The 20,945-nt window shown below is 67.3% G+C and carries 24 protein-coding genes; 18 read left to right on the forward strand and 6 right to left on the reverse strand.

Going from position 1 to position 20,945, the window contains the following annotated elements; all coding sequences use genetic code 11:
* Positions 1-222 precede the first annotated feature (222 nt).
* The 6 genes from ACK4E3_RS11150 (at position 223) to ACK4E3_RS11175 (ending at position 3,739) form a co-directional block, all read left to right on the forward strand.
* Positions 223-1,947, forward strand: a complete 1,725-nt coding sequence (locus ACK4E3_RS11150) for a DUF2793 domain-containing protein (protein ID WP_409700617.1) — start codon at positions 223-225, stop codon at positions 1,945-1,947.
* A gap of 1 nt (position 1,948) precedes the next feature.
* Positions 1,949-2,089 carry a hypothetical protein gene (locus tag ACK4E3_RS11155; RefSeq protein WP_409700620.1) on the forward strand — a complete coding sequence of 47 codons (141 nt, stop codon included), beginning with the start codon at positions 1,949-1,951 and terminating at the stop codon, positions 2,087-2,089.
* On the forward strand, positions 2,086-2,304 hold the full coding sequence (locus ACK4E3_RS11160; RefSeq protein ID WP_409700623.1) for a hypothetical protein: 219 nt from the start codon (positions 2,086-2,088) through the stop codon (positions 2,302-2,304). The genes ACK4E3_RS11155 and ACK4E3_RS11160 overlap by 4 nt, the downstream gene beginning before the upstream one ends.
* Positions 2,301-2,951, forward strand: a complete 651-nt coding sequence (locus tag ACK4E3_RS11165) for a lysozyme (protein WP_409700626.1) — start codon at positions 2,301-2,303, stop codon at positions 2,949-2,951. The genes ACK4E3_RS11160 and ACK4E3_RS11165 overlap by 4 nt, the downstream gene beginning before the upstream one ends.
* Before the next feature lie 190 nt (positions 2,952-3,141).
* Positions 3,142-3,513 (forward strand): hypothetical protein, encoded by a 372-nt coding sequence (locus tag ACK4E3_RS11170; protein ID WP_409700629.1) that lies wholly within the window; start codon positions 3,142-3,144, stop codon positions 3,511-3,513.
* Positions 3,514-3,517: 4 nt separating this feature from the next.
* A complete protein-coding gene (locus ACK4E3_RS11175; protein ID WP_409700632.1) occupies positions 3,518-3,739 on the forward strand; it encodes a hypothetical protein in 222 nt (73 codons plus the stop codon).
* A gap of 16 nt (positions 3,740-3,755) precedes the next feature.
* Here ACK4E3_RS11175 and ACK4E3_RS11180 read toward each other — a convergent pair whose 3' ends face one another.
* Positions 3,756-4,655 (reverse strand): SDR family NAD(P)-dependent oxidoreductase, encoded by a 900-nt coding sequence (locus ACK4E3_RS11180; RefSeq protein ID WP_409700635.1) that lies wholly within the window; start codon positions 4,653-4,655, stop codon positions 3,756-3,758.
* A gap of 264 nt (positions 4,656-4,919) precedes the next feature.
* Between ACK4E3_RS11180 and ACK4E3_RS11185 the strand changes: the two genes are divergently transcribed.
* On the forward strand, positions 4,920-6,068 hold the full coding sequence (locus tag ACK4E3_RS11185; RefSeq protein WP_409700638.1) for an OmpA family protein: 1,149 nt from the start codon (positions 4,920-4,922) through the stop codon (positions 6,066-6,068).
* A gap of 431 nt (positions 6,069-6,499) precedes the next feature.
* Here the strand turns inward: ACK4E3_RS11185 and ACK4E3_RS11190 are convergent, their stop codons facing one another.
* Positions 6,500-6,706, reverse strand: a complete 207-nt coding sequence (locus tag ACK4E3_RS11190; RefSeq protein ID WP_409700641.1) for a hypothetical protein — start codon at positions 6,704-6,706, stop codon at positions 6,500-6,502.
* 139 nt (positions 6,707-6,845) lie between these two features.
* Between ACK4E3_RS11190 and ACK4E3_RS11195 the strand changes: the two genes are divergently transcribed.
* On the forward strand, positions 6,846-6,968 hold the full coding sequence (locus ACK4E3_RS11195; RefSeq protein WP_409700644.1) for a hypothetical protein: 123 nt from the start codon (positions 6,846-6,848) through the stop codon (positions 6,966-6,968).
* 9 nt (positions 6,969-6,977) lie between these two features.
* Here ACK4E3_RS11195 and ACK4E3_RS11200 read toward each other — a convergent pair whose 3' ends face one another.
* On the reverse strand, positions 6,978-7,649 hold the full coding sequence (locus tag ACK4E3_RS11200; RefSeq protein ID WP_409700647.1) for an OmpA family protein: 672 nt from the start codon (positions 7,647-7,649) through the stop codon (positions 6,978-6,980).
* 286 nt (positions 7,650-7,935) lie between these two features.
* On the opposite strand from ACK4E3_RS11200, the gene ACK4E3_RS11205 reads away from it, so the two are divergent.
* On the forward strand, positions 7,936-8,844 hold the full coding sequence (locus tag ACK4E3_RS11205) for an isopenicillin N synthase family dioxygenase (protein ID WP_409701262.1): 909 nt from the start codon (positions 7,936-7,938) through the stop codon (positions 8,842-8,844).
* Here the strand turns inward: ACK4E3_RS11205 and ACK4E3_RS11210 are convergent, their stop codons facing one another.
* Complete coding sequence (locus tag ACK4E3_RS11210) at positions 8,845-9,558, reverse strand: tRNA1(Val) (adenine(37)-N6)-methyltransferase (protein ID WP_409700650.1); 714 nt, start codon at positions 9,556-9,558, stop codon at positions 8,845-8,847.
* Positions 9,559-9,843: 285 nt separating this feature from the next.
* On the opposite strand from ACK4E3_RS11210, the gene ACK4E3_RS11215 reads away from it, so the two are divergent.
* Positions 9,844-10,812 (forward strand): polyprenyl synthetase family protein, encoded by a 969-nt coding sequence (locus ACK4E3_RS11215; protein WP_409701265.1) that lies wholly within the window; start codon positions 9,844-9,846, stop codon positions 10,810-10,812.
* A gap of 4 nt (positions 10,813-10,816) precedes the next feature.
* On the opposite strand, the gene ACK4E3_RS11220 is transcribed toward ACK4E3_RS11215, so the two are convergent.
* Positions 10,817-12,040: a pyridoxal phosphate-dependent aminotransferase gene (locus tag ACK4E3_RS11220; protein WP_409700653.1), complete on the reverse strand. Its 1,224-nt coding sequence runs from the start codon at positions 12,038-12,040 to the stop codon at positions 10,817-10,819.
* Between the two features lie 86 nt (positions 12,041-12,126).
* Here ACK4E3_RS11220 and ACK4E3_RS11225 point away from each other — a divergent pair, with 86 nt between their 5' ends.
* The 8 genes from ACK4E3_RS11225 to ACK4E3_RS11260 all read left to right on the forward strand — a co-directional run bounded on the left by ACK4E3_RS11225 (position 12,127) and on the right by ACK4E3_RS11260 (position 19,959).
* Positions 12,127-12,552 carry a hypothetical protein gene (locus ACK4E3_RS11225; RefSeq protein WP_409700656.1) on the forward strand — a complete coding sequence of 142 codons (426 nt, stop codon included), beginning with the start codon at positions 12,127-12,129 and terminating at the stop codon, positions 12,550-12,552.
* Between the two features lie 12 nt (positions 12,553-12,564).
* Entirely contained in the window at positions 12,565-13,287 is a 723-nt protein-coding gene (locus tag ACK4E3_RS11230; protein WP_409700659.1) for a TVP38/TMEM64 family protein, read from the forward strand.
* 225 nt (positions 13,288-13,512) lie between these two features.
* Entirely contained in the window at positions 13,513-14,553 is a 1,041-nt protein-coding gene (locus ACK4E3_RS11235) for a rod shape-determining protein (protein ID WP_409700662.1), read from the forward strand.
* A gap of 157 nt (positions 14,554-14,710) precedes the next feature.
* Positions 14,711-15,766 carry a rod shape-determining protein MreC gene (gene mreC, locus ACK4E3_RS11240; protein WP_409700665.1) on the forward strand — a complete coding sequence of 352 codons (1,056 nt, stop codon included), beginning with the start codon at positions 14,711-14,713 and terminating at the stop codon, positions 15,764-15,766.
* A gap of 8 nt (positions 15,767-15,774) precedes the next feature.
* Positions 15,775-16,281, forward strand: a complete 507-nt coding sequence (locus ACK4E3_RS11245; protein ID WP_409700668.1) for a hypothetical protein — start codon at positions 15,775-15,777, stop codon at positions 16,279-16,281.
* The gene (gene mrdA / locus ACK4E3_RS11250) at positions 16,278-18,338 is read left to right on the forward strand and encodes a penicillin-binding protein 2 (RefSeq protein ID WP_409700671.1); all 2,061 of its coding nucleotides are present in this window, start codon (positions 16,278-16,280) and stop codon (positions 18,336-18,338) included. Before ACK4E3_RS11245 ends, mrdA begins: the two co-directional genes overlap by 4 nt.
* Positions 18,335-19,486: a rod shape-determining protein RodA gene (gene rodA, locus ACK4E3_RS11255; RefSeq protein WP_409700674.1), complete on the forward strand. Its 1,152-nt coding sequence runs from the start codon at positions 18,335-18,337 to the stop codon at positions 19,484-19,486. Before mrdA ends, rodA begins: the two co-directional genes overlap by 4 nt.
* Positions 19,483-19,959, forward strand: a complete 477-nt coding sequence (locus ACK4E3_RS11260; protein WP_409700677.1) for a DUF6173 family protein — start codon at positions 19,483-19,485, stop codon at positions 19,957-19,959. The genes rodA and ACK4E3_RS11260 overlap by 4 nt, the downstream gene beginning before the upstream one ends.
* Here ACK4E3_RS11260 and pip read toward each other — a convergent pair.
* A complete protein-coding gene (pip, locus tag ACK4E3_RS11265; protein ID WP_409700680.1) occupies positions 19,956-20,930 on the reverse strand; it encodes a prolyl aminopeptidase in 975 nt (324 codons plus the stop codon). The two genes, ACK4E3_RS11260 and pip, sit on opposite strands and share 4 nt — an antisense overlap.
* Positions 20,931-20,945: the final 15 nt, after the last annotated feature.

Here is a 20,945-nt window from a genome sequence, read left to right on the forward strand (position 1 = left end):
GCGGTAGTGCTGTGCGCGGGCTGACCCGTCAAGTCGCGACGCGGATACAGCGCCCGGCGAAGGGCGCGGTGTGCAAACCATGCGCTCTGATCTGCGGGGTCTTTTCCCCTTGAATTCAGAACGATGCCGGTGCGCCTGCGGAAAGTTCGCGCACTCGCCGCGGCGCGCCGGAGCCTTTGCCGGGGTTACTTCCGCCCTGTCGAACAGAAAGCCCGCGCCGCCGTGTCCAGCGATCCCTACAATCACCAGTCCGCCCGGCTGAAGCTCGATTATCTCGCGCCCAACCAGCTTCAGAAGCACCTGACGCTCAACGAGACGATCACCCGGCTCGATGCCCTAATTGCCTGCGCGGTGGACGGCGCGGACGTGTCCGATGCCCCCGCAGATGCCGTGGACGGCACCCTGATCATCACCGGCGATAGCCCGGAGGGCGACTTGTCCGCCTTTGCGCCCGGTGCGCTGTTGCAGAAGGATCAGGGCCTGTGGACCCAGATCGAGGCACCTGACGGACTCATCGTGCTGGACCGTCATGCCGGAGCGCTGATGGTGCGTCATCAGGCCGGATGGCACGATGCGGCCGCGCTGATCGGCCCGCTCTCCAACCTGACATCGCTCGGCATCAATACCACGCCTGATGCGCTGAACCGTTTTGCCGCGCGGCTGAACGCTGCGCTGTGGACCGCCCAGCCCGTCGGGGACGGGGGCACGGGTGACTTGCGCTATGTGCTGAACAAGGAGGCAAGCGCCCACACGCTCTCGCTTCTGTTCCAGAGCGACTGGCAGGGCCGTGCCGAGTTCGGGCTGATCGGCGATGACGACTTCACCTTCAAGGTCTGTGACGATGAGGGTCAGTGGCGCGAAGCCCTGAAGATCGACCGCAGCGACGGGCGGGCCAGCTTTCCCTGCGGTGTGCGCGGCCTCGTCCAGCCGGTGCTGGTGCGCGGGCAGCAGCCCGGCCCGGTGTTCACGCTGGATGCAGGTGCCCTCAGCCTGCGCGCAGGCGTTGGCCTGTTGCTGGACGGTGCAAGCCACCTGATCGAGACGGCGCGCCCGGTGGTCATGCCGACGCTCACCGCCGGAGCGGACTACGAGGTGTTCTTCTGCCGCGACGAGGTGCTGCGCGCCTGTCCCGCTGGCCAGACTCCGGCAGGGTTTTCGGCGGGCGAATACGTCTGTCTCGGCGGCTTTCATCACGCACCCGGCGAGAATGCGCCCGCACAGGACGGCGGCACGACGACGGCCGCGATCAACCCTTATTCGATCTGGGATCTGGGCTGGAGGCCCGCGGGTGCCAGCGCACGGGGCATGGCACTGGTCGGCGGGCGCTTCTGGGCCGACATCTATCTGCTGGGCACCGCCCACCTGACCCACGGCACCAGCGCCCATGGCCAGACCATCGCCGACAGCGAGTCCCTGCCGCCCATCCCGCCCATGTTCGGCGGCAACGGCACCAGCACCTATGGCAGCTTCAACTGGTGGGCGGCGGCAGAGATCATGGCCGCGCACGGCAAGCGCCTGCCTACCTATCAGGAATACATCCAGCTCGCCTTCGGTGTGCGTGAGGCCGTCTCGCGCGGCAACGACCCTGTGACCACAGGCCTTGGGACGAGCAATACAGGCAGCAGCCAGCTCGATCACCGCTTCACCTCGCGCTGGGGCGTGATGCAGGCGGCAGGCGTGGTTCTCACCTGGCTGGCCGACTTCAGCTTTCGCATGGATGGTGCGGACTATTCGGCGGCCCAGACCTTTTCCTACAAGTCGACGGGCATGGCGCGCGGCAATGTGCTCAGCCAGGCCAGCACGGGGCTCAGCGCCCAGCTTGGCGGGGGTGGCTGGAACTTTGGCGCCCAGAGCGGCTCGCGCGCTCTGATCCTCAGCCTGATGCCCTGGAGCCAGGGCAACAACCTGGCTGCGCGCGGGGTCTGCAACCACTGGACGGGGCTGTGAGATGAGCCCTGCGCACCCCTTCAGCGACCTCAGCGTGCCCGACCCCGACCTGTTCGAGGAGGCCGATCACTTCAGCCTGGAGGACTGTCAGGCCGAGCTGGGCGTCCGTGCCAATCATGACGATGCGGGCGAGGACGCATGACCCCGCACCAGCTCAAGCACTTCATCGGAGACGTGGCCCGGCCCTTCTGCCTGATTGCTGTCGGGGCCGCGACCGCATGGGCCATAGTCTTTCGCACCGATGTTGCCGCGATCGTAGCGGCCGGGACCATTCTGGCCGCGCTGTATGGCGCGAAGGCCATGGAGGTGGCGGGCATCGCCCGTGAGCAGGCCCGTCACCAGGGGGATGCACAATGACCCGCAAGGTCCTGTTCGATGCCGTGCGCCCGTTCGCGCCGGGCGGTCGCCTGACGCCCGCTCATGTGACCCTCATCGACGCGGTGGCCGATGCATTCGGCCTGCCTGCCGAGGGCGCGGGACATGATGACGCCCGCGCTCGTCCGGCTTCGCCGTCCCGACCCGACGCGGGCGCTGCGATGCGGACCAGCCCCGAGGGCATCGCGCTTATCCATTCGTTCGAGAGCCTGCACCGGGTGCTGCCTGACGGGCGCATCGCCGCCTATCCCGATCCCGGCCCCACGGGCCTGCCCTGGACCATCGGCTGGGGCTCGACCGGCCCTGACATTGGCCGCGATACCATCTGGACGCGGGCGCAGGCCGATGCGCGCTTTGCCGCCGATCTGCGCCGGTTCGAGGACGGCGTGATGCAGGCGCTGGGCGGCGCGCCGGTCACGCAGAGCCAGTTCGATGCACTGGTCAGCTTTGCCTACAATGTGGGCATCAGCGCCATGGCGGGCTCGACGCTTGTTCGCAAGCACAAGGCGGGCGACTACGCGGGCGCACAGGCCGAGTTCGCGCGCTGGAACAAGGCCAAGGGGAAGGTCTTGCCGGGCCTGACCCGCCGCCGCGCCGCAGAGGCCGCGCTTTATGGGCGCAAGCCATGATCCGCGCCGACGAGATCGAAGCTGTCGAGGCTCTGCGGCTGGCTTGGCGCGAATACCAGCGCGCGCCACTGGGGCGCCTGAACGCCACCGCCGAGGCGCTGCGCGATGCAGCCTAGGCCTGCGGGTGGAAATGGAACGGTGACGACCTGCCGCGCTGGGTGTCCCGCTATCTGAAAGAGAGGGTCGCCGCATGATCCGCGCCGCCATCCGCACCCTGTCGCCGTCCGCATGGGCCACCGTGGCCCTGTGCGCGCTCCTGCTGATCATCATCGCCCTGTGCGCCGTCGATCACCGGGCAAGGCAGAGCGAGCGCCAGCGCGCCGCTGAGGCCGCGCAGGCCGCCAGCTCAGCCAGCGCGGGTGAAACCCTCGCCAGAGACGCCATCGGCCAGTCCGAGGCCAGCGCAAGCCGCGAAGCCGCCATCACCGACCAGACCGGGAGAAACCGCGATGCGATCCTATCCGCCCCTGATGCGGGCAACACCGCTGGCGATGCTGGCCGCACTGGCCTTGAGCGCCTGTGCCAGCGCGCCGCCTATCGAGACGACCCGGCCTGTCGTTGACTGCGTGGGCCTGATCCCCGAGCGCATCCGCGCCAGCGTGCCGCCTCCCGCACTGCCGCAGGCGAACACCGTGGGCGAGTGGGTGGCGTTCGGTGACGGGGCCGTGGCCGCGCTGGAGATCGCCAACGACCGGAAAGAGACCGTGCTCGCCATTATGCAGGCGTGTCAGGCCGCGCAGGGCCAGATCAACGCGTCCGCACGGCGCAGGTGGTGGCAGGTGTGGTGAGGGTGGAGCTTGCGCCCTAACGCCCGGCGGCTTGCGCCTTCATCAGCTCATGCACCGCCTGTACCGCGCCGGAGGCTGGGACTTGCTCGCCCTCGCGCTCTGCCACCTCGGCCAGCCTTTCGAACAGGCGCTCTGCCATGTCCGGGCCGTCGCTGATGTGCACGCCCCGGGTGAGGGTGATGTTGACCTGCTCGAAGCTGCCTGCGCCCGCGGCGAGAATGGTGCGCGTGGGTGCCTGTTCGCAGACAAGGCAGACCATGGCCGGGGTGACGCGCTCGGGCTGCAGCTGATCGAGCGGTAGGCCGGGCAGGTCTTCGGTCATGCGCGTGGCGGCGGTGGGGGCTAGGGCATTAACGCGGATGTCGTGCTTTGCGCCCTCCAGAGCCAGCGTCTGCATCAGGCCGACAACGCCCATCTTGGCCGCGCCATAGTTGCTCTGGCCGAAATTGCCGAAAAGCCCCGACGACGAGGTGGTCATGAGGATGCGGCCATAGCCCTGCTCTCGCATCGCATCCCACACCGCCCTGGTGCAGATCACCGATCCCATCAGGTGTACGTCGAGCACGAAGCGGAAATCCTCCAGCGTGCCCTTGGCGAAGGTCCTGTCGCGCAGCACCCCGGCGTTGTTGACCAGCACATCGACGCGGCCCCATCGCGAGAGTGCCTGCTCGACCATGGTTTCAACGGCGGCGGAATCGCTGACCGAAGCGCCATCGGCCATGGCCTCGCCGCCCGAAGCGGTGATTTCTGCGACAACGGCTTCAGCGGCACTCAAGGTGGAACCGGTTCCATCGCGCGCGCCACCCAGATCGTTCACGACCACTTTTGCGCCTCTTTTGGCCAGTTCCAGCGCATGGGCCCGGCCAAGGCCTCCGCCGGCACCGGTGACAATGGCCACACGCCCGTCAAATCGCATAACAGTGTTCCTAATCATTTCAGTCGCTTAGCGAGCAAGGGTTACAGGCTCCGCCATAACCGCGTGTTATAGGACACAGGGCAAGGGCGAAAGCGTTATGGCCAAGGTTTTTGTGTTGGAACTGGGCAACAGGTGCCGTATTTGTGGCCTAAGTGTGGAACTCGCGCAGTTTCGCACCGTTTGGGGCCTATCGGGTGCACGGCGGCTTGCTGCTGGTGCCCGGGGCTATCTCTAAAGAGACGTGTTTTTCAAAACGAGGTCACTATGAAGTTGAAGCTTCTGGCTGGCGCCGCCGTCTCCGTGCTCTTCGCGGCGACAAGCGCCTCGGCTGAGCCGGACGGCTGGTACGGCGCCCTCGACATCGGCGGCCACTGGCCGTCGACGATCGAGGCTGATTCGTCCGGTCCGACGACCGCAACCTGGGATTGGGACCTGGAGCCCGGCTGGACCGCCATGGTCCGTCTCGGCTACCGCGTGAACCCCGCCTGGCGCGTGGAACTCGAAGGCGGCTACCGCACCGGTGAACTGGGCACGGTTCTGGGCGCCAGCCCGGCCTATCCCGGCGGTCTGTGCAACGTGAACCTGACCACGGCCTGCTCCATCCCCGATGGTGACATCCGTGCCTGGTCGCTGATGGCCAACCTGATCTACGACTTCGGCTCGCCGGACTCGATGATCCGCCCGTTCCTGGGCGTTGGCGTGGGTGCGAACCGCATCGACGCTGAAGGCGCTGGCTGGGTCCGCGGCAACCCCGCTGTCCTGCACACCTTCGACGACCAGTCGACCCACCTGGCCTGGCAGGTTCTGGCCGGTTTCGCCTGGGCGATCGGCGAGCGCACCAACCTCGACTTCACCTACCGTTACTTCCGCTCGGACGCCGAGTGGGACACGGCTACGGTCGGCGCCGCCCAGCTCGGCACCTGGTCGGGTGACTATGAGGATCACTCGTTCACCGTCGGTGTTCGCGTGGCCTTCGGCGCCGTCGCGGCTCCTCCGCCGCCTCCGCCGCCCCCGCCGCCTCCGCCTCCGCCTCCGCCCCCGCCGCCTCCTCCGCCCCCGCCGCCGCCTCCGGCCCCGGTGACGCGTGAGTTCGTGGTCTACTTCGAGTGGGACCGTGCGGACATCAACTCTGCTGCCCAGCAGGTGATCAACGAGGCCGTGGCCTATGCCCGCTCGGGTCGTCCGACCCGCGTGGCTCTGGTCGGCCACACCGACACCTCGGGTTCGGCGGCCTACAACCAGCGTCTGTCCGAGCGCCGTGCGCGCGTCGTGGCTGATGCCCTGGTTGCCGGCGGCATCTCCAGCTCGATCATCACGCTGGAAGGCCGTGGCCAGAACGACCTGGCCCGTCCGACCGCGGATGGCGTGCGCGAGCCGCTGAACCGTCGTACGGAAATCACCATCAACTTCTAAGTCTGATCTGTGCGGGCCCGGCCTCGGCCGGGTCCAATCAGACCGGAACAGAAGCGATGGCGATCGCCAAAGCTACAGCCGCCCGTCAGAGCAATCTGGCGGGCGGTCTGCTTATGGGCTCTCGTCTGGGGCTCCTGCGTTCCGGGGCTCCTGCGTTCCGGGGCTCCTGCCTGTCGGGGTTACTGCCTGTCGGGGTTCTGGAATCTGCCGGGTGAGGATCGGGGCTGGTGCAGGCTTTACAGCCCCTGCGCGCCTTCACTCATTGCATGAGGGCGGTTTCAGTCGGGCGGCATTGCGGCTTCTGATGCGCGCGCTCGTGTGCATGGGCACCGCGGCCCTCGGGCACTTATGCACCCTCGGTTTTGCAGGTTCCTGATCCGGGATGATACGGGCGCAACCGAAGGCGCAGGGCTCGGTGCCCTCCGCCAGCCTCAGCCGCGGTGATCGACGGTGATGTAGTGGGTTTCGGCGCTGTCCGGGATCAGGGCCTCTGCGGCCACGATCACCAGAGATGCTGTTAGAACGGCCGTGCCAATCGCCAGCAGAGCAAGCCGTGCGCCGCGCAGCAGTTCCATTTCAGCTTCCAGCTCTGCCAGACGCTGCTGCCCCCGCGTGACGAGATCCGCCGCTGCACGCACTGGCCATTTCAGGTTCACGCATCTGCCCCGCTGCGAACGCTTGACGCTTCCTGCGGCACGGACCGAGCCGGGAGCCGCATAACGCGAATCTCACAGAGCACGGGCGGGCAGGGCGATTCAACCGCTGCAGTATGAATTCATGGAAAAACGCTCTGCAGCCGAAAATCAGGGCATCATGGCCGCCGTTGCGCGGGTGCACTGCCTGCTGCCGGATGCAGAAAAGGGCGGCGAGCCGTTGCCCGCCGCCCTCTATACTGCCTGAGTGTCGCGATCAGCCGCGCAGCGGTGCGATCTTGATCTCGACGCGGCGGTTCTGCTGGCGCCCTTCGGCTGTGGCGTTGGAGGCGATCGGCTCACGCGAGCTCATTCCGGCCACATAGAAGCGCTCACGCATGACATTGCGCGAGATCAGATATTGGGCCACGGCCGAAGCACGGCGCTCCGACAGCGGCTGGTTGATCGCGTCGTTGCCGGTCGAGTCGGTGTGACCGATCACGTCGATGGTGGTCTGGTTATATTGGTTCAGCACCCGCGCCACGTCATCGAGCAGCGGATAGAGGTCGGGGCGGATGCTGGCATCGTTGACCGCAAACGTCAGGTCGCCGGGCATGCGCAGATAGAGATCGTCACCCTGGCGGATGACCTGCACGCCGGTATCGGCCAGCTGCTCGCGCAGGGCGGCCTGCTGGCGGTCCATGTAGTTGCCGACCGCGGCCCCGGCGAGGGCACCCACGCCCGCACCGATGAGGGCGTTGCGGCGGCCCTGCTCGGAGTTGGAGGTGTTGGTCAGATAGCCGAGGATGGCACCGCCCACCGCACCGGCGATGGCGCCCGTGCCGGTGTTGTTGCGCACCTGCTGGCCCGTATAGGGGTCGGTGGTGGTGCAGGCGGCGACCAGAAGGGCGGCGGTGGCCGCACCCGTCATGATGATTTTAGCGCGCATAGTCGTGTTCCCTAGCCGTGACAGGCATCTGTTGGCGGCTTCCTTGCCGCGTGGCCCCAGAACGCAGGGCCAACGGCATAGGTTCCGATTCCGACATGGCGGCTGCGGCATGAATGGCGTCTGACAAATGCCTCATTGGGCGCTAAAAGGCGCACTCGCATCCCCGGCCTGTGCCCGGGGCCATCAGAAGTGCACCGCCGGTTTGACCATGATCCCTGCTGACAACGCCCCCACTTCCAGCCAAGCCCCCGCCGACCATGGCGGCCAGGGCATCGTGCCGGTTTCCATGAGCCTCGCCCGTCAGGACTTTCAGGCGTTTTCGGAGGCCCTCGGCGCATCCTTCGCGCGCTACGGTTTTGCGGTGGTCGCGGACCACGGGCTTGATCAGGCGATGCTGGATGCGGCGGTGGAGGATACCAAGGCCTTCTTTGCCCTGCCTGACGGCGTGAAGCGGCAGTATCACCAGCCGGGCACGGGCGGCGCGCGCGGCTACACGCCTTTTGGCACCGAGGCAGCCAAGGACGCGGCGGTCGTTGATCTCAAGGAGTTCTGGCACACGGGGCGCGAGCTGCCCGAGGGGCATCCCTACCGGGCCTATATGCGCGACAATGTCTGGCCGGTTGAGGTGCCGCGCTTTCGCGAGAGCATCAGCACCATGTACGGGGCGCTGGACGAGCTGGGCCGCAAGCTGCTGATGGCCATCGCCCGCTATCTGGGCCTGGACGACAGCTATTTCGACGACAAGGTGGCGCTGGGCAACAGCGTGCTGCGCCTGCTGCACTATCCGCCCATCCCCGCCGATGCCCCCGGCGTGCGCGCCGGTGCGCACGAGGACATCAATGTCATCACCCTGCTGCTGGGTGCCGAGGAAGCGGGGCTGGAGATCAGGGAAAAGGACGGCTCCTGGCTGGGTATCAATCCGCCGCCCGGAGCCCTGGTGGTGAACATCGGCGATATGCTCCAGCGCCTGACCAATCATGTGCTGCCGTCCACCACGCACCGGGTGGTGAATCCGGTCCCGGAGCGGCGCGGCTTTTCACGCTACTCGACGCCGTTCTTCCTGCATTTCGAGCCCGAGTTCGAAATCCGCACCCTGGAAAGCTGCGTCACGGCGCACAATCCCGACCGCTACCCCGAGCCGATTACCGCTGATGGCTATCTGAACCAGCGGCTGCGCGAGATTCGCCTGCTCTAGCTAGCGCCACTCCAGTGCGCGCTCGCCGCGCAGGATCGCCTCGGCCTGCGGCGTGTGGCGGGCACCCTCGCGCGTATGCATGACGAGCGCGGGCAGCAGGGTCAGGGGCGCGCGCCCGGTCTTGACGGCGCGCACGATCACCCGCTTGGCAGGGGCGTCGTCATGAGGATGAACGGGCCGGATCATGAAAGACCCGGCCTTGGGCGCAAGGCCCGCCAGAATGTCGGCCAGCCGCTCGGCGCGATGGATGATGACGATCTCTCCGCCCTCTCGCACCGCCTTCAGAAGAAAGCCGAGCCAGGCACCGAGACCATCGTCCGCGATCCATGCGCCGCGGCGCTCGGGGGCGGGCGCGCGAAGCTTCGTCTCGTCGTCGAAATAGGGCGGATTGCACAGCGCCAGATCGAAGGCAGGCTCGCCCAGGGCGCGAAAGCCGTGGGCGACATCGCCGCGCACGATCCGCACGCGCTCGCCCATGGCGTTGTCATCGGCATTGGCGCGCGCCAGGGCCACAGCCTGCTCGTCGCGCTCGAGGCCCGTCAGCTGTGCCTCGCGGTTGCGTGCGGCCACCTGCAACAGGGCCGCGCCCACCCCGCACCCTGCCTCGATGATCCGCAAGGGACCATGGCGCTGGCAGGCCGCTGCCAGCAGGCCCGCATCCATGCCTGCGCGATAGCCGTGTCGCGGCTGGGTGAGGGTGATCGTGCCGCCCATGAGCCGGTCGCGCCGCACGTCTGATGGGCTGTGGGGTGCACCTTCCTCTGCGTCACTGACTACGCTTGACCCTGACATACCGCCTTCGCATGGTGCTGCTGGTGCAGGATCAAGATTGACCCCGCGCGCTCGCCTGTTCATGACAGGCGCGCGATCAGCTTATTCCAACCGGCCAGACCTGTCTTGAGTATGCATGGCCGGTCATTTCGTGAGTGCTTCTTGGACGCAATCGGAAAACACGCCGTAGCCACGACGGGCGAGCGCACCCAGCGCGCGCGCGGCAGCATGGATGCGCTGGCGGCTCTGGCCGCACCGGACATGGCGCGCGTCGACGCCTTGATTCTGGAACGCATGGCCTCGGACGTGCCGGTTATTCCGCAACTGGCCGAGCATCTGGTCGCCGCCGGTGGCAAGCGGATGCGCCCGCTGATCACCCTGGCCGCCGCGCGTATGCTGGGCGATGACGTCAGCGCCGCCGTCAAGCTGGCCGCGGCCGTTGAGTTCATCCATACGGCGACCCTGCTCCATGACGACATCGTCGATCAGTCGGACATGCGCCGTGGCAAGGTGGCGGCCCATCTGATCTGGGGTTCGGCTTCCAGCGTGCTGGTCGGCGACTTCCTGTTCGCGCGGGCCTTCGAGCTGATGGTCGAGACCGGCAACCTGGCCGCACTGGGCTCTCTGGCGCGTGCATCAAGGGTGATTGCCGAGGGCGAGGTGCTCCAGCTCAGCCGTGCGCGCGATCCCGACCTCGACGAGCCGACCTACATCCAGATCATCAGCGCCAAGACCGCCGAGCTGTTCGCCGCCGCCGCAGAGAGCGGTGCGATAGGGGCAGGCGGCGGTGCCGGTCAGGTCGATGCCCTGCGCAACTTCGGTCTGCACCTCGGCCTGGCGTTCCAGCTCGCCGACGATGCGCTGGACTATGGCGGGCTGTCCGAGACGCTGGGCAAGAACGCGGGCGACGATTTCCGCGAGGGCAAGGTCACCTTGCCGCTGCTGCTGGCCATGGCGCGCACGCGCGGGCGCGAGGATGCGTTCTGGCAGCGGGTCATCGCTCGCCGCGAGCAGGGCGAAGGCGATTTTACCCGGGCGCGCGAGCTGATCATCGGCACCGGGGCGCTGGCGGCCACTCTGGAGCGGGCCGGCGAGCACGCCGATCAGGCCAGGGCAGCCCTCTCGCGTTTCGATGACGGGCCCTGGTTGCGCGCCCTGTCCGACCTGGCCGACTTTGCCGTCACGCGCGCCTCCTGAGCGCTCAGCCCAGGCTATCGCAGAAGTGCCGGATGCGGGCGCAGGCCTCGGTTAGCACATCGTCTCCCGTAGCATAGGAGATGCGGAAAAACGGAGACAGACCAAAGGCTTCTCCGTGAACGGCCGCCACGCCTTCGCTGTCGAGCAGGGCGGTGACGAAGGCCTCGTCGCTGTCGATAACCGTGCCGTCCGGTGCCGTCTTGCCGATCAGGCCCGCGATGGAAGGATACACATAAAACGCACCCTCGGGCACGGCACAGGTGATGCCTTCGCATTCATTCAGGGCCTGCACCACCAGATCGCGCCTGCGCTGGAACACCTTGCGGCGCTCGTCCATGAAGTCCTGCGGCCCGTCGAGGGCGGCAAGGGCCGCCCACTGGCTGATGGAGCAGGGGTTGGAGGTGGTCTGGCTGGCCACCTTGCGCATCAGGTCGATCAGGGGCTTTGACCCGCCCGCATAGCCGATGCGCCAGCCGGTCATGGCATAGGCCTTGGACACACCGTTCACTGTCAGGATGCGATCCATCAGATCGGGCGCGACCTCGGCAAGGGTGCAGAAGCGGAACGAGCCATAGGTGAGGTGCTCGTACATGTCGTCGGTCAGCACCCAGACGTGCGCGTGGCGGCGCAGCACCTGCGCCAGAGCTTCCAGTTCGTCGCGCGAATAGGCGGCGCCCGTGGGATTGCTGGGCGAGTTGAGAATCAGCCAGCGCGTGCGCGCCGTGATCGCGCCCTCGAGCGCACCGGGCTGCAGCTTGAAGCCGGCATCGGCACCGGCTTCCACAACCACGGCCTCACCGCCAGCAAGGCGCACCATGTCGGGATAGGACACCCAGTAGGGCGCGGGCACGATCACCTCGTCACCGGCAGACAGGGTCGCCACCAGCGCATTGTAGATCACTGCCTTGCCGCCCGGCGCGACATGAATCTGGGAAGGCTCGTAGCCAAGTCCGTTCTCGCGGGCGAACTTGCGCACGACGGCGGCCTTCAGCTCGGCCATGCCGTCGGTGTCGGTGTATTTGGTCTCGCCGCGCCCGATGGCCTCGATGGCGGCCTGCTTGACGAAATCGGGCGTGTCGAAATCGGGCTCACCGGCACCAAGCGAGAGAATGTCGCGTCCCTCGGCCTTGAGCGCGCGCGCGCGCGCCGTGACGGCGAGCGTGGCCGAGGGCTTGACGCGGGCGAGGGCGGCGGACTGCAGCGCTGTGGCGGCCTTAGATGACGACATTCTCACTTTCCAAGCTATCTGGCCCGGTTTACGTGCCAAGGCAGGCGTGTGCAATGCGGGGGCCGGAGACGATGAGCGCAAATCCCATGGCAGGATGTGTCCTGGCACTGGTGGTAATCGGTGTGACAGCCATTGCCGAACCGGCTGCTGCACAGAGCGCGCCTGAGCGTGACGCGGCCACACTGGTCGAGGGCGTCACCATTACGGGCAGCCGCGACTGGCGCCTGATCGTCGAGGTCGAGGGCGCCCAGAGCCCCGAGTGGCTGGTGTCCTCTCGCCCCGTAACCGGCATCAGCTGCGGCGATCCGCGCTGGAGCTATCACCCGCATCAGTCCCCGAGGCTGTGCTGGTTGCGCCGCGCGCCCGGTACCGAGGTAGTTCTCAATGCCATGGCCCCCACAGGCGGCTGGCGCATTGAATGGACCGGGTGCGAGCCCTTCGGTGACGGTCGCAGCTGCCGCCTGACCCTGACCGAGGCCGATCAGGTCGTGCGCGCCCGCTTCGTGCCCTAGGCGATCTGTGCCGTGCGCCGCCTGATCGACTTTCTGTTCAACATGGAGACCCGCCGCTGGCGCACCCTGGCGGTGGGCGCGGTGCTGATCCTTGCGGTGGTCGCGGTCTATCTTCTGGGCCGCAGCCAGCTCGGCCTCGAGGCCGAGGAGCGGCTGGAGGCCTGGCTGAGCGGCTATGCCGGCAGCCCGCTGGCCTTTGCGGCGACGGTGGCCCTGTTCGTGGCCGCAGCCTTCGTCGGCGCACCGCAGTTCGTACTGATTGCGGCGTGTGTGGTCGTGTTCGGGCCGAGCCTCGGGTTCTTCTACAGCTGGGGTGCCACGGTGATCTCGGCAGCTGTGACCTGGGGGCTGGGGCGCGTGCTCGGCCTTGGCCCCATCGAGCGGATGCAGAGCCGCACGGTGGCGCGCCTGACCGCCTTCATCGGACGCAATGCCTTTTTCGCCAGCTTCATCATCCGCAATGTGCCATCGGCACCGTTCATTGTGGTCAACATGGTCTTCGGGGCCATGCGCGCGCCGTTTCTCGCCTTCATGGCAGGCTGTGCGCTGGGCGTGCTGCCCAAGACAGCGCTGGTGGCCTTCTTCGGTGGCGCAGTCATGGTGGCGGCCACGGGAGACGGCACCCACACCACGCTCATTCTGGCGGCGATCGCCATGGTCTGGCTGGCTGTGATGCTGGGGGTGCGCGAGCTGGTCCGGCGGCGCAATCCTGCGCTTTCGCGGCTCAATGAGTAGGCGCGCGTCGCGGCCTCGTCATGGCAGGACAGTGGATAAGCGAAGACCGCTGCACGCGAATCTCTCGCAGGGCTTGAAATTGCCCCTTCGAGCGGGCAAACGGGCCCATCGGCCTAAAGGCGAATGACGTAACGCAGGCTGCGCTTTGGGGAAGGCGCGGCGGGGGCGTCGCCAGAGGGCCGCCATCGCCTATACGGCTGCATCATCGACGGTTTGCGAACGCCCATGAGCTTTTTCCCTTTCGGCGCCATCTCCAGTGACATCGCCATCGACCTCGGCACGGCCAACACGCTCATCTACATGAAGGGCAAGGGCATCGTGCTGAACGAGCCCTCGGTCGTGGCGCTCCGAAACGTCGGCGGCCGAAAGGTTGTCCACGCGGTCGGCATAGAGGCCAAGCAGATGCTGGGCCGCACCCCCGGCCACATGGAGGCGATCCGCCCCATGCGCGACGGCGTCATCGCCGACTTCGAGGTCGCCGAGGAGATGATCAAGCACTTCATCCGCAAGGTTCACAACCGCAAGGGCTTCGTGAACCCCAAGGTGATCGTGTGCGTGCCTTCGGGCGCCACGGCGGTCGAGCGTCGCGCCATCAATGATTCGTGCCTCAACGCCAATGCGCGCCGCGTCGGCCTGATCGACGAGCCCATGGCCGCCGCCATCGGCGCGGGCCTGCCCATCCACGAGCCGACGGGCTCGATGGTGGTCGATATCGGCGGGGGCACCACCGAGGTGGCCGTGCTCTCGCTCTCGGGCATCGTCTATTCGCGCTCGGTGCGCGTGGGCGGCGACAAGATGGACGAGGCGGTGATCGGCTACATGCGCCGCAACCACAATCTGCTGATCGGCGAGACGACTGCCGAGCGCATCAAGAAGGACATCGGCACCGCGCGCGTTCCGCCCGATGGGGAGGGCCTGTCCATCGAGGTCAAGGGCCGTGATCTGATGCAGGGCGTACCGCGCGAGGTACGCATCTCCGAGCGTCAGGCCGCCGAGGCCCTGGCCGAGCCGGTCAGCCAGATCATCGACGCGGTGAAGGTTGCCCTCGAGGCCACCCCGCCCGAACTGGCCGCCGACATCGCCGACAAGGGCATCATGCTGACCGGCGGCGGCGCGCTGCTGCGCGGACTGGACGGCGAGATCCGCGACCAGACGGGCCTGCCCGTGTCGGTGGCCGACGATCCGCTCTCCTGCGTGGCCATCGGCTGCGGCCGTGTGCTGGAGCATCCGCGCTGGATGAAGGGTGTGCTTGAGGCGAGCCTCTGATTTTGTTGGCGGATCGGGCCGCAGGGTCTGGTCCGATCGTGGCAAATCGCTAACAATGCCCACATGATCCGCGCGGCATCGGGGTGCTTGCGCGCAGGTCAGGACCAAGGCACCGGAAGTCCGCGCTGCGCGGACCACGCATCGGGAAAGGCGCGCCGTGGCGTTTCGCGACGGACCGTTCGATAATCTGAAGGTTCCGCTGATCTGGACGTCGGCGCTGGTCGCGCTCGCCCTGGTCGTGGCGTCGGTGCTGCTGCTGCTGAGCGATCAGCGCGCGGGCAGGACCGATGCCGAGGGCCTGACGGTGCGCGACACCTTCGAGGCGGGCGCAGGCCCGGTGAACGGCATCTTCGCTGCGCCCGTGCGCTGGGTCGGACAGGCCAGCGATTATGTGCGCGGCTACTTCTTCGCGGTCTCCGAAAACCGCCGCCTGCGCGCGGAGATCGCGGAGCTTCAGGCTGTGCGCGATGCCAACATCGCCCTGACCAACGTCAACCGCCAGTATGAAGCCCTGCTTGGGATCCGCACCGAGCCGCCCGTCAGTGCGGTCCACGCCCGCTCTATCTCCGAGGCGAGAGGCCCGTTCGTCAACGCCCGCCTGCTCGACGTGGGCTCCAGCCGTGGCGTGCGCGTGGGCAATCCCGTCATCAACGAGCACGGGCTGGTCGGGCGCATCGTGGGCACCTCCGGCGGCGTCAGCCGGATGCTGCTGCTGACCGACGTGGCCAGCCGCACGCCCGTGCTGATCGATCGCAGCGATGCGCGCGCTGTGCTGGCCGGTGACGGCAGCGGCAATCCGCGTCTCGAATATGTGCGCGGCGAGGACTCGGTGCGCGAGGGCGACCGCGTGCTGACCTCGGGCGATGGCGGCGGCTTTCCGCGTGGGCTCCCCATCGGGGTGGTGGCGCGCGGCATCGACGGCACCTGGCGCGTCAAGCTGTTCTCGGATCGCGGCGCCATCGATTTCGTGCGTGTGCTCCTGTTCGAGGACTTCAGCCAGCTCGTCGACGCCGAGGCCCTGAACGCACCACCCCTGGCCGCCCTCGAGACCGCTCCGCCGCCCGATCCGCGCACCGCGGCCGCCATCGCCGATGCCCAGGCGCGCCGCGATGCCCGCGCGCAAGCCCAGGCCGGTGCGCAAGCCAGTGCCCCGGCCAGTTCGGCTGCCAGCACCTCCCCCGCTTCCGCCTCTCAGCCGGAGCCTCAGCCGTGAGACGGGGCATGACGGTCCGCGTGGTCGGCCCGCTGCAATGGATCGTCTATCCGTCGCTGGTCGCCATGCTCGCCACCATCGTGATGGCGACGCCCGTCAAGGTGTTCGGCCTGAGCCTGCCCGAGCCGGTGGTGCCCATGGCGCTGGCATTTGCCTGGCCGCTTATCCGCCCGTCGATCATCGGTCCGGCTGCCCTGTTCGCGCTTGGCCTCTATCTGGATCTGCTGTGGTTTGCGCCGCTGGGAATGTGGGGCCTGTCGCTGCTGGCGGTCTATGGCGTGATCCTGGCCATGCGCCAGCTCATCGTGGGGCAGGAGACGGCCGTCCTGTTCGCATGGTTCGGCGGCTGCACGCTTTTTGCCTTTCTTCTGGCCTATCTTGTCATGACCCTGGCGGCGGGGCGGGCTCCCAGTGCCCTGTCGCTGGTCTGGCAGATTCTGGCGACGCTGGTGATGTTCATTCCCGCTGCATGGATGATCGAGACCTTTGACGACGGAGACGTGCGCTTCCGATGAGCCATGAGCCGTCCATCTATTTCAAGGACGTCAACGAGCGACAGGGCTCGTTCCTGCGTCGCACCTTCCTCTTGGGTGGGGCGATGGCGCTGGGCATCGGGGTGCTGGCCGGTCGCCTCGGCCAGCTTCAGGTGATCGAGCGCAACCGCTATGCCACCCTGGCCAGCAACAACCAGTTCAACTTCCGCCTCGTGCCCCCGCCGCGCGGCGAGATCGTGGACCGCGAGGGCACGGTGCTGGCGGGCAACCGGCCCAGCTTCCGCGTGCTGGTGGTGCGGGACGAGACCCGCGACCTCGATCAGACGCTCGACCTGCTGGGCCGCCTGCTGCCCGACGTCAACGAGCGCCGCCGCACCATCATCCGCGAGGTCAACGCCGCCCCGCGTTTCGTGCCCGTTCCGGTCAAGAGCGACCTGAACTGGGAGGAGTTCGCGCGGGTCAACCTCTATGCCAACGAGCTGCCCGGCGTCATGGTCGACATGAACGAGGCGCGCTACTACCCGCACGGCGGGGTGTTCGCCCATGTGGTCGGCTATGTGGCCAAGGTGGCCGATACCGATGTCGCCGCCATCCGCGAGCGGGGCGAGGAGGTCGAGCAGATCCTCTATCACCCCGGTTATCGCATTGGACGTCAGGGCATCGAGCGCACCCTGGACGGGCATCTGCGCGGTCAGGCGGGGGGGCAGCGCGTGGAAGTGGATGCGCGCGGGCGCATCGTCGGCGAGGATCAGGAGGGCTCGCGCCCGCCCACGCCCGGCAGGCGCGTCGAGCTGACCCTCGATGCCGATGTGCAGGCGCGCGCCATCGAGGTGTTCGGTGACGAGTCGGGCTCTGCGGTGGTGATGAACATCGAGACCGGCGACATCGTGTGCATGTCGTCCTCGCCCTCGTTCGATCCGAACCTGTTCGTCTCGGGCGTGCCCTCGCGCATCTATCGCGAATGGGCGGACTATGAGCGCAGACCCCTGCTGGACAAGGCACTCTATGGCACCTTCCCGCCCGGCTCGACCTTCAAGATGACCACGGCGCTGGCGCTGCTGGATGCGGGTGTCAATCCGGCCGAGCGCGTCAACTGCTCGGGCGGCTATTTCTTCGGCAACCGCACCTTCCGCTGTCACCGGCGCGGCGGCCACGGCCCGCAGAACATGCACGACGCCATCAAGAACTCGTGCAACGTCTATTTCTACCATATGTGCAACCGCGCCGGAGTCGACCGCATCGCCCGCGTGGCCGAGGCGCTTGGCCTGCACCAGACCTATGACATCGGAGTGCCGAACCAGCGCCGCGGCGTCATGCCCTCGACCGAGTGGAAGCGTCAGGCCTATCGCGATCCGGCCCAGCAGCGCTGGTTCCCCGGCGAAACGCTCTCGGTGGCGATCGGGCAGGGGGCCATCGAGGTCAACGCCCTGCAACTGGCGGTCATGACCGCGCGCATCGCCAACGGCCGCAAGAAGGTCAATCCAAGGATCATCAAGTCCATCGGCGGGATCGAGCAACCCTCCGGCGGCGACGTGCCGGACATGCCCTTCTCGCAGGAGCACCTCGACATCGTGCGCACGGGCATGGCCGCCGTGGCCAATGATGTCAGCGGCACGGCCTATCGCGCCAGCCAGCTTCACCTCGGTGACATCCTGATGGCGGGCAAGACCGGAACGGCCCAGCCTCGCGGCGGGCTGCGGCGGGGCACCACTGTCGGCTGGCCCCTGCGCGACCACGGCCTGTTCGTCGCCTTCGCGCCCCACGATGCGCCCCGCTATGCCATCGCCGTCATCGTGCAGCACGGGGGCGGATCGCGTCTGGCCGCCGAAAAGGCGCGCGAGATCATGCGCGTTGCCCTGCTGAAGGATCCCGACATGCGTGCGCGCATCGAGCGGCCCCTTCCGCCCGAGCCTACCGGTCCCTTCGAGGAAGAAGACCCCGAGGCCTTCTCCGCACCGGAGTTCTCGCCCGCCCCGCGCGTGGCCGAGCCGACCGTCTCGATCAACCCGCCCGAGATCATCAGCGAGCCTTCTGCCTCACCAGGCGCGGCACCGTCCGCAGGGGATAGCCAGCCATGACCGCCTCTGCCCTCACGCGGCCCGGCGAGCGGGCGCGCCTTCCGGTCAAGATCGGCGAGATCGACTGGCGCCTGACGCTGATCATTTCGATCCTCGCGGGCATCGGCGCGGTGATGCTCTATTCGGTGGGCGGCGGCTCTTGGTCGCCGTGGGCCGGGGCGCACCTGACCCGCTTCGGGTTCACCCTGGTCATCATGCTGGTGCTGGCTCTGGTGGATATCAGGGTCTGGTTCATGATCGCCTATCCGGCCTGGATCATGGCCCTGCTGCTTCTCGTCGGGGTCGAGCTGTTCGGATACACGGCCATGGGTGCGACCCGCTGGCTGGACATCGGCCCCCTGCGTCTGCAGCCCTCAGAGATCATGAAGGTGGCCGTGGTGCTTGCCCTGGCCCGCTGGTATCACGGCGCCTCGGCTCAGGACGCGCGGTTTTCGTGGAAGCTGATCTTTCCCATCGGCATCATCATGATGCCGGTCCTGCTGGTGGCCAAACAGCCCGATCTGGGCACGGCGGTGCTGATCGTGCTGACCGGCGGGTCGATCATGTTCGTGGCGGGCCTCAGCTGGAAGATCATCGCCGCAGCGGTGGCAGGCGCGGCCGTGGCCATCCCGCCCTTCATCGCCTTCGTGCTGCATGACTATCAGCGCGAGCGCATCATGACCTTCATGAACCCCGAGGCCGATCCTTCCGGCGCGGGCTATCACATCCTGCAATCCAAGATCGCCATGGGTTCGGGCGGGGTGTTCGGGCGGGGCCTTGGCCTGGGCAGCCAGAGCCAGCTCGAGTTCCTGCCCGAAAAGCAGACCGACTTCATCTTTGCCTCCGTGGCCGAGGAGATGGGGCTGCTGGTGGGACTGGTGGTGCTGGGTCTTTATCTGGCGGCCATCGTGATCTCGCTGCGCATCGCCTCCCAGTCCCACAGCCATTTCGGCAGGCTGGCCGCCGCGGGCGTCACGGCGACCTTCGCCTATTATGTGCTGATCAACGGGGCGATGATCATGGGTATGGCGCCGGTGGTGGGGGTGCCCATGCCGCTGTTGTCATATGGCGGCACGGTGATGCTGACGGTGATGATCGGCTTCGGCCTCATCCAGTCGATCCGGGTGCACCGCTACACCGAACTGCCGCGCGGCAGGGGCCTGATATGAGCCCGCCCCACCCCCTCGATGACGCCCCTTCGGCAGCGGCAGCGTCAGAAGCCGGTATGGACTGCGGTGGCGAGCCCTGTCCCCAGCCCGTGACCGCCATCGGGGCGGGTGAGGATGCCCGCCATCTGGCCGAGGGCCTGCGCATGCGTGCCAATCCGGCCGAGTGGGCCTATGTGCGCCTGCTGCGCCTGATCGCCGATTTCGAATCCCGCCTCGATCCGGGCGAGGAAATGGCGGTGCGTCTGGTCGGCCTGCCCGGCGATGGCACCATGCAGATTGACGATATCGGCTTCTGGGGCCCGGACCTGATCCTGCTGATGGGCCGCAATGCCCATGGCAAGCCCGTGCGCCTCGTCCAGCACTACAATCAGCTCAATGTGGCGCTGAGCGCCGTGCCCAAGCCCGAGGAGCGCGAGCAGGCACGGCGGATCGGCTTTCAGCTGATGCAGAACGAGGGTGCAGACCCGTCCTAGAGGGTGGCTGCCCAGTCGGTGGCCCGCACGAGGCTGTCTATGATGCCGGGCTCGGTCGAGGCGTGACCGGCATCGGGGATCATCTCGAAGCGCGCCTCCGGCCAGGCCCTGTGCAGCGCCCAGGCGCCCGAAGCAGGCGTCACCACGTCATAGCGACCTTGGGTGATCCAGGCCGGTATGTGTCGGATGCGCGCGATGTTGTTGAGAATCCAGTTTTCCTCGGGGAAGAAGCCGCCGTTGGTGAAATACCAGTTCTCGATGCGGGCAAAGGCGACGGCAAAGGCGGGGTCGGCGAACTTGTCGGGTCTGGCATCGGGGCCCTGAACGCTGACCGTCTCGCCCTCCCAGCTCGACCATGCGACGGCGGCCTGCTCGCGCGCGGCGCGATCATCGCCCATCAGACGCTTGTAATAGGCGCCCATCAGATCATGACGCTCGGCCTCGGGGATCGGTGCCAGATAGCGCTCCCACGCATCGGGAAAGATCATCGATGCGCCTTCCTGATAGAACCAGTGCAGCTCCTTGCGCGTCAGCAGGAAGATGCCCCGCAGGATCAGGGCGTCCACCCGCTCGGGATGGGTGATCGCATAGGCCAGCGACAGGGTTGAGCCCCACGAGCCGCCGAACACGGTCCAGCGCTCGATGCCGCAGCGCTCGCGCAGGCGCTCGATGTCCTCGATCAGATCCCATGTGGTGTTCTCGTCGAGCACCGCATTGGGCGTAGAGCGACCGCAGCCGCGCTGGTCGAACAGCACCATGCGCCACTTGTCGGCATCGAAATAGCGACGCATCCCCGGCGATGTCGCCCCGCCCGGTCCGCCATGAAGGATGAGCGCGGGCTTGCCGCCGGGCCTGCCGCACTCCTCGTAATAGATGTTGTGAATGCCGCCCGTGGGCATATGGCCGAAGGCAAACGGCTCTATTTCCGGGAAAAGCTCCCGGCGCGGTGACTCTGACACTGTAAACGCCATCAACTGTGGATCCTG

Source organism: Brevundimonas sp., assembly GCF_046299595.1.
Classification (GTDB): domain Bacteria; phylum Pseudomonadota; class Alphaproteobacteria; order Caulobacterales; family Caulobacteraceae; genus Brevundimonas.

Coding starts and splice junctions, on each gene's coding strand:
- ACK4E3_RS11155 (WP_409700620.1), top strand. CDS start 1,949: ATGAGCCCTGCGCACCCCTTCAGCGACCTCAGCGTGCCCGACCCCGAC.
- ACK4E3_RS11260 (WP_409700677.1), top strand. CDS start 19,483: ATGAGCCCGCCCCACCCCCTCGATGACGCCCCTTCGGCAGCGGCAGCG.
- ACK4E3_RS11180 (WP_409700635.1), bottom strand. CDS start 4,655: ATGCGATTTGACGGGCGTGTGGCCATTGTCACCGGTGCCGGCGGAGGC.
- ACK4E3_RS11235 (WP_409700662.1), top strand. CDS start 13,513: ATGAGCTTTTTCCCTTTCGGCGCCATCTCCAGTGACATCGCCATCGAC.
- ACK4E3_RS11160 (WP_409700623.1), top strand. CDS start 2,086: ATGACCCCGCACCAGCTCAAGCACTTCATCGGAGACGTGGCCCGGCCC.
- ACK4E3_RS11170 (WP_409700629.1), top strand. CDS start 3,142: ATGATCCGCGCCGCCATCCGCACCCTGTCGCCGTCCGCATGGGCCACC.
- ACK4E3_RS11195 (WP_409700644.1), top strand. CDS start 6,846: ATGGAAAAACGCTCTGCAGCCGAAAATCAGGGCATCATGGCCGCCGTT.
- ACK4E3_RS11225 (WP_409700656.1), top strand. CDS start 12,127: ATGGCAGGATGTGTCCTGGCACTGGTGGTAATCGGTGTGACAGCCATT.
- ACK4E3_RS11220 (WP_409700653.1), bottom strand. CDS start 12,040: ATGTCGTCATCTAAGGCCGCCACAGCGCTGCAGTCCGCCGCCCTCGCC.
- ACK4E3_RS11215 (WP_409701265.1), top strand. CDS start 9,844: ATGGATGCGCTGGCGGCTCTGGCCGCACCGGACATGGCGCGCGTCGAC.
- rodA (WP_409700674.1), top strand. CDS start 18,335: ATGACCGCCTCTGCCCTCACGCGGCCCGGCGAGCGGGCGCGCCTTCCG.
- ACK4E3_RS11200 (WP_409700647.1), bottom strand. CDS start 7,649: ATGCGCGCTAAAATCATCATGACGGGTGCGGCCACCGCCGCCCTTCTG.
- ACK4E3_RS11210 (WP_409700650.1), bottom strand. CDS start 9,558: ATGGGCGGCACGATCACCCTCACCCAGCCGCGACACGGCTATCGCGCA.
- pip (WP_409700680.1), bottom strand. CDS start 20,930: ATGGCGTTTACAGTGTCAGAGTCACCGCGCCGGGAGCTTTTCCCGGAA.
- ACK4E3_RS11205 (WP_409701262.1), top strand. CDS start 7,936: ATGAGCCTCGCCCGTCAGGACTTTCAGGCGTTTTCGGAGGCCCTCGGC.
- ACK4E3_RS11165 (WP_409700626.1), top strand. CDS start 2,301: ATGACCCGCAAGGTCCTGTTCGATGCCGTGCGCCCGTTCGCGCCGGGC.
- ACK4E3_RS11245 (WP_409700668.1), top strand. CDS start 15,775: ATGACGGTCCGCGTGGTCGGCCCGCTGCAATGGATCGTCTATCCGTCG.
- ACK4E3_RS11185 (WP_409700638.1), top strand. CDS start 4,920: ATGAAGTTGAAGCTTCTGGCTGGCGCCGCCGTCTCCGTGCTCTTCGCG.
- mrdA (WP_409700671.1), top strand. CDS start 16,278: ATGAGCCATGAGCCGTCCATCTATTTCAAGGACGTCAACGAGCGACAG.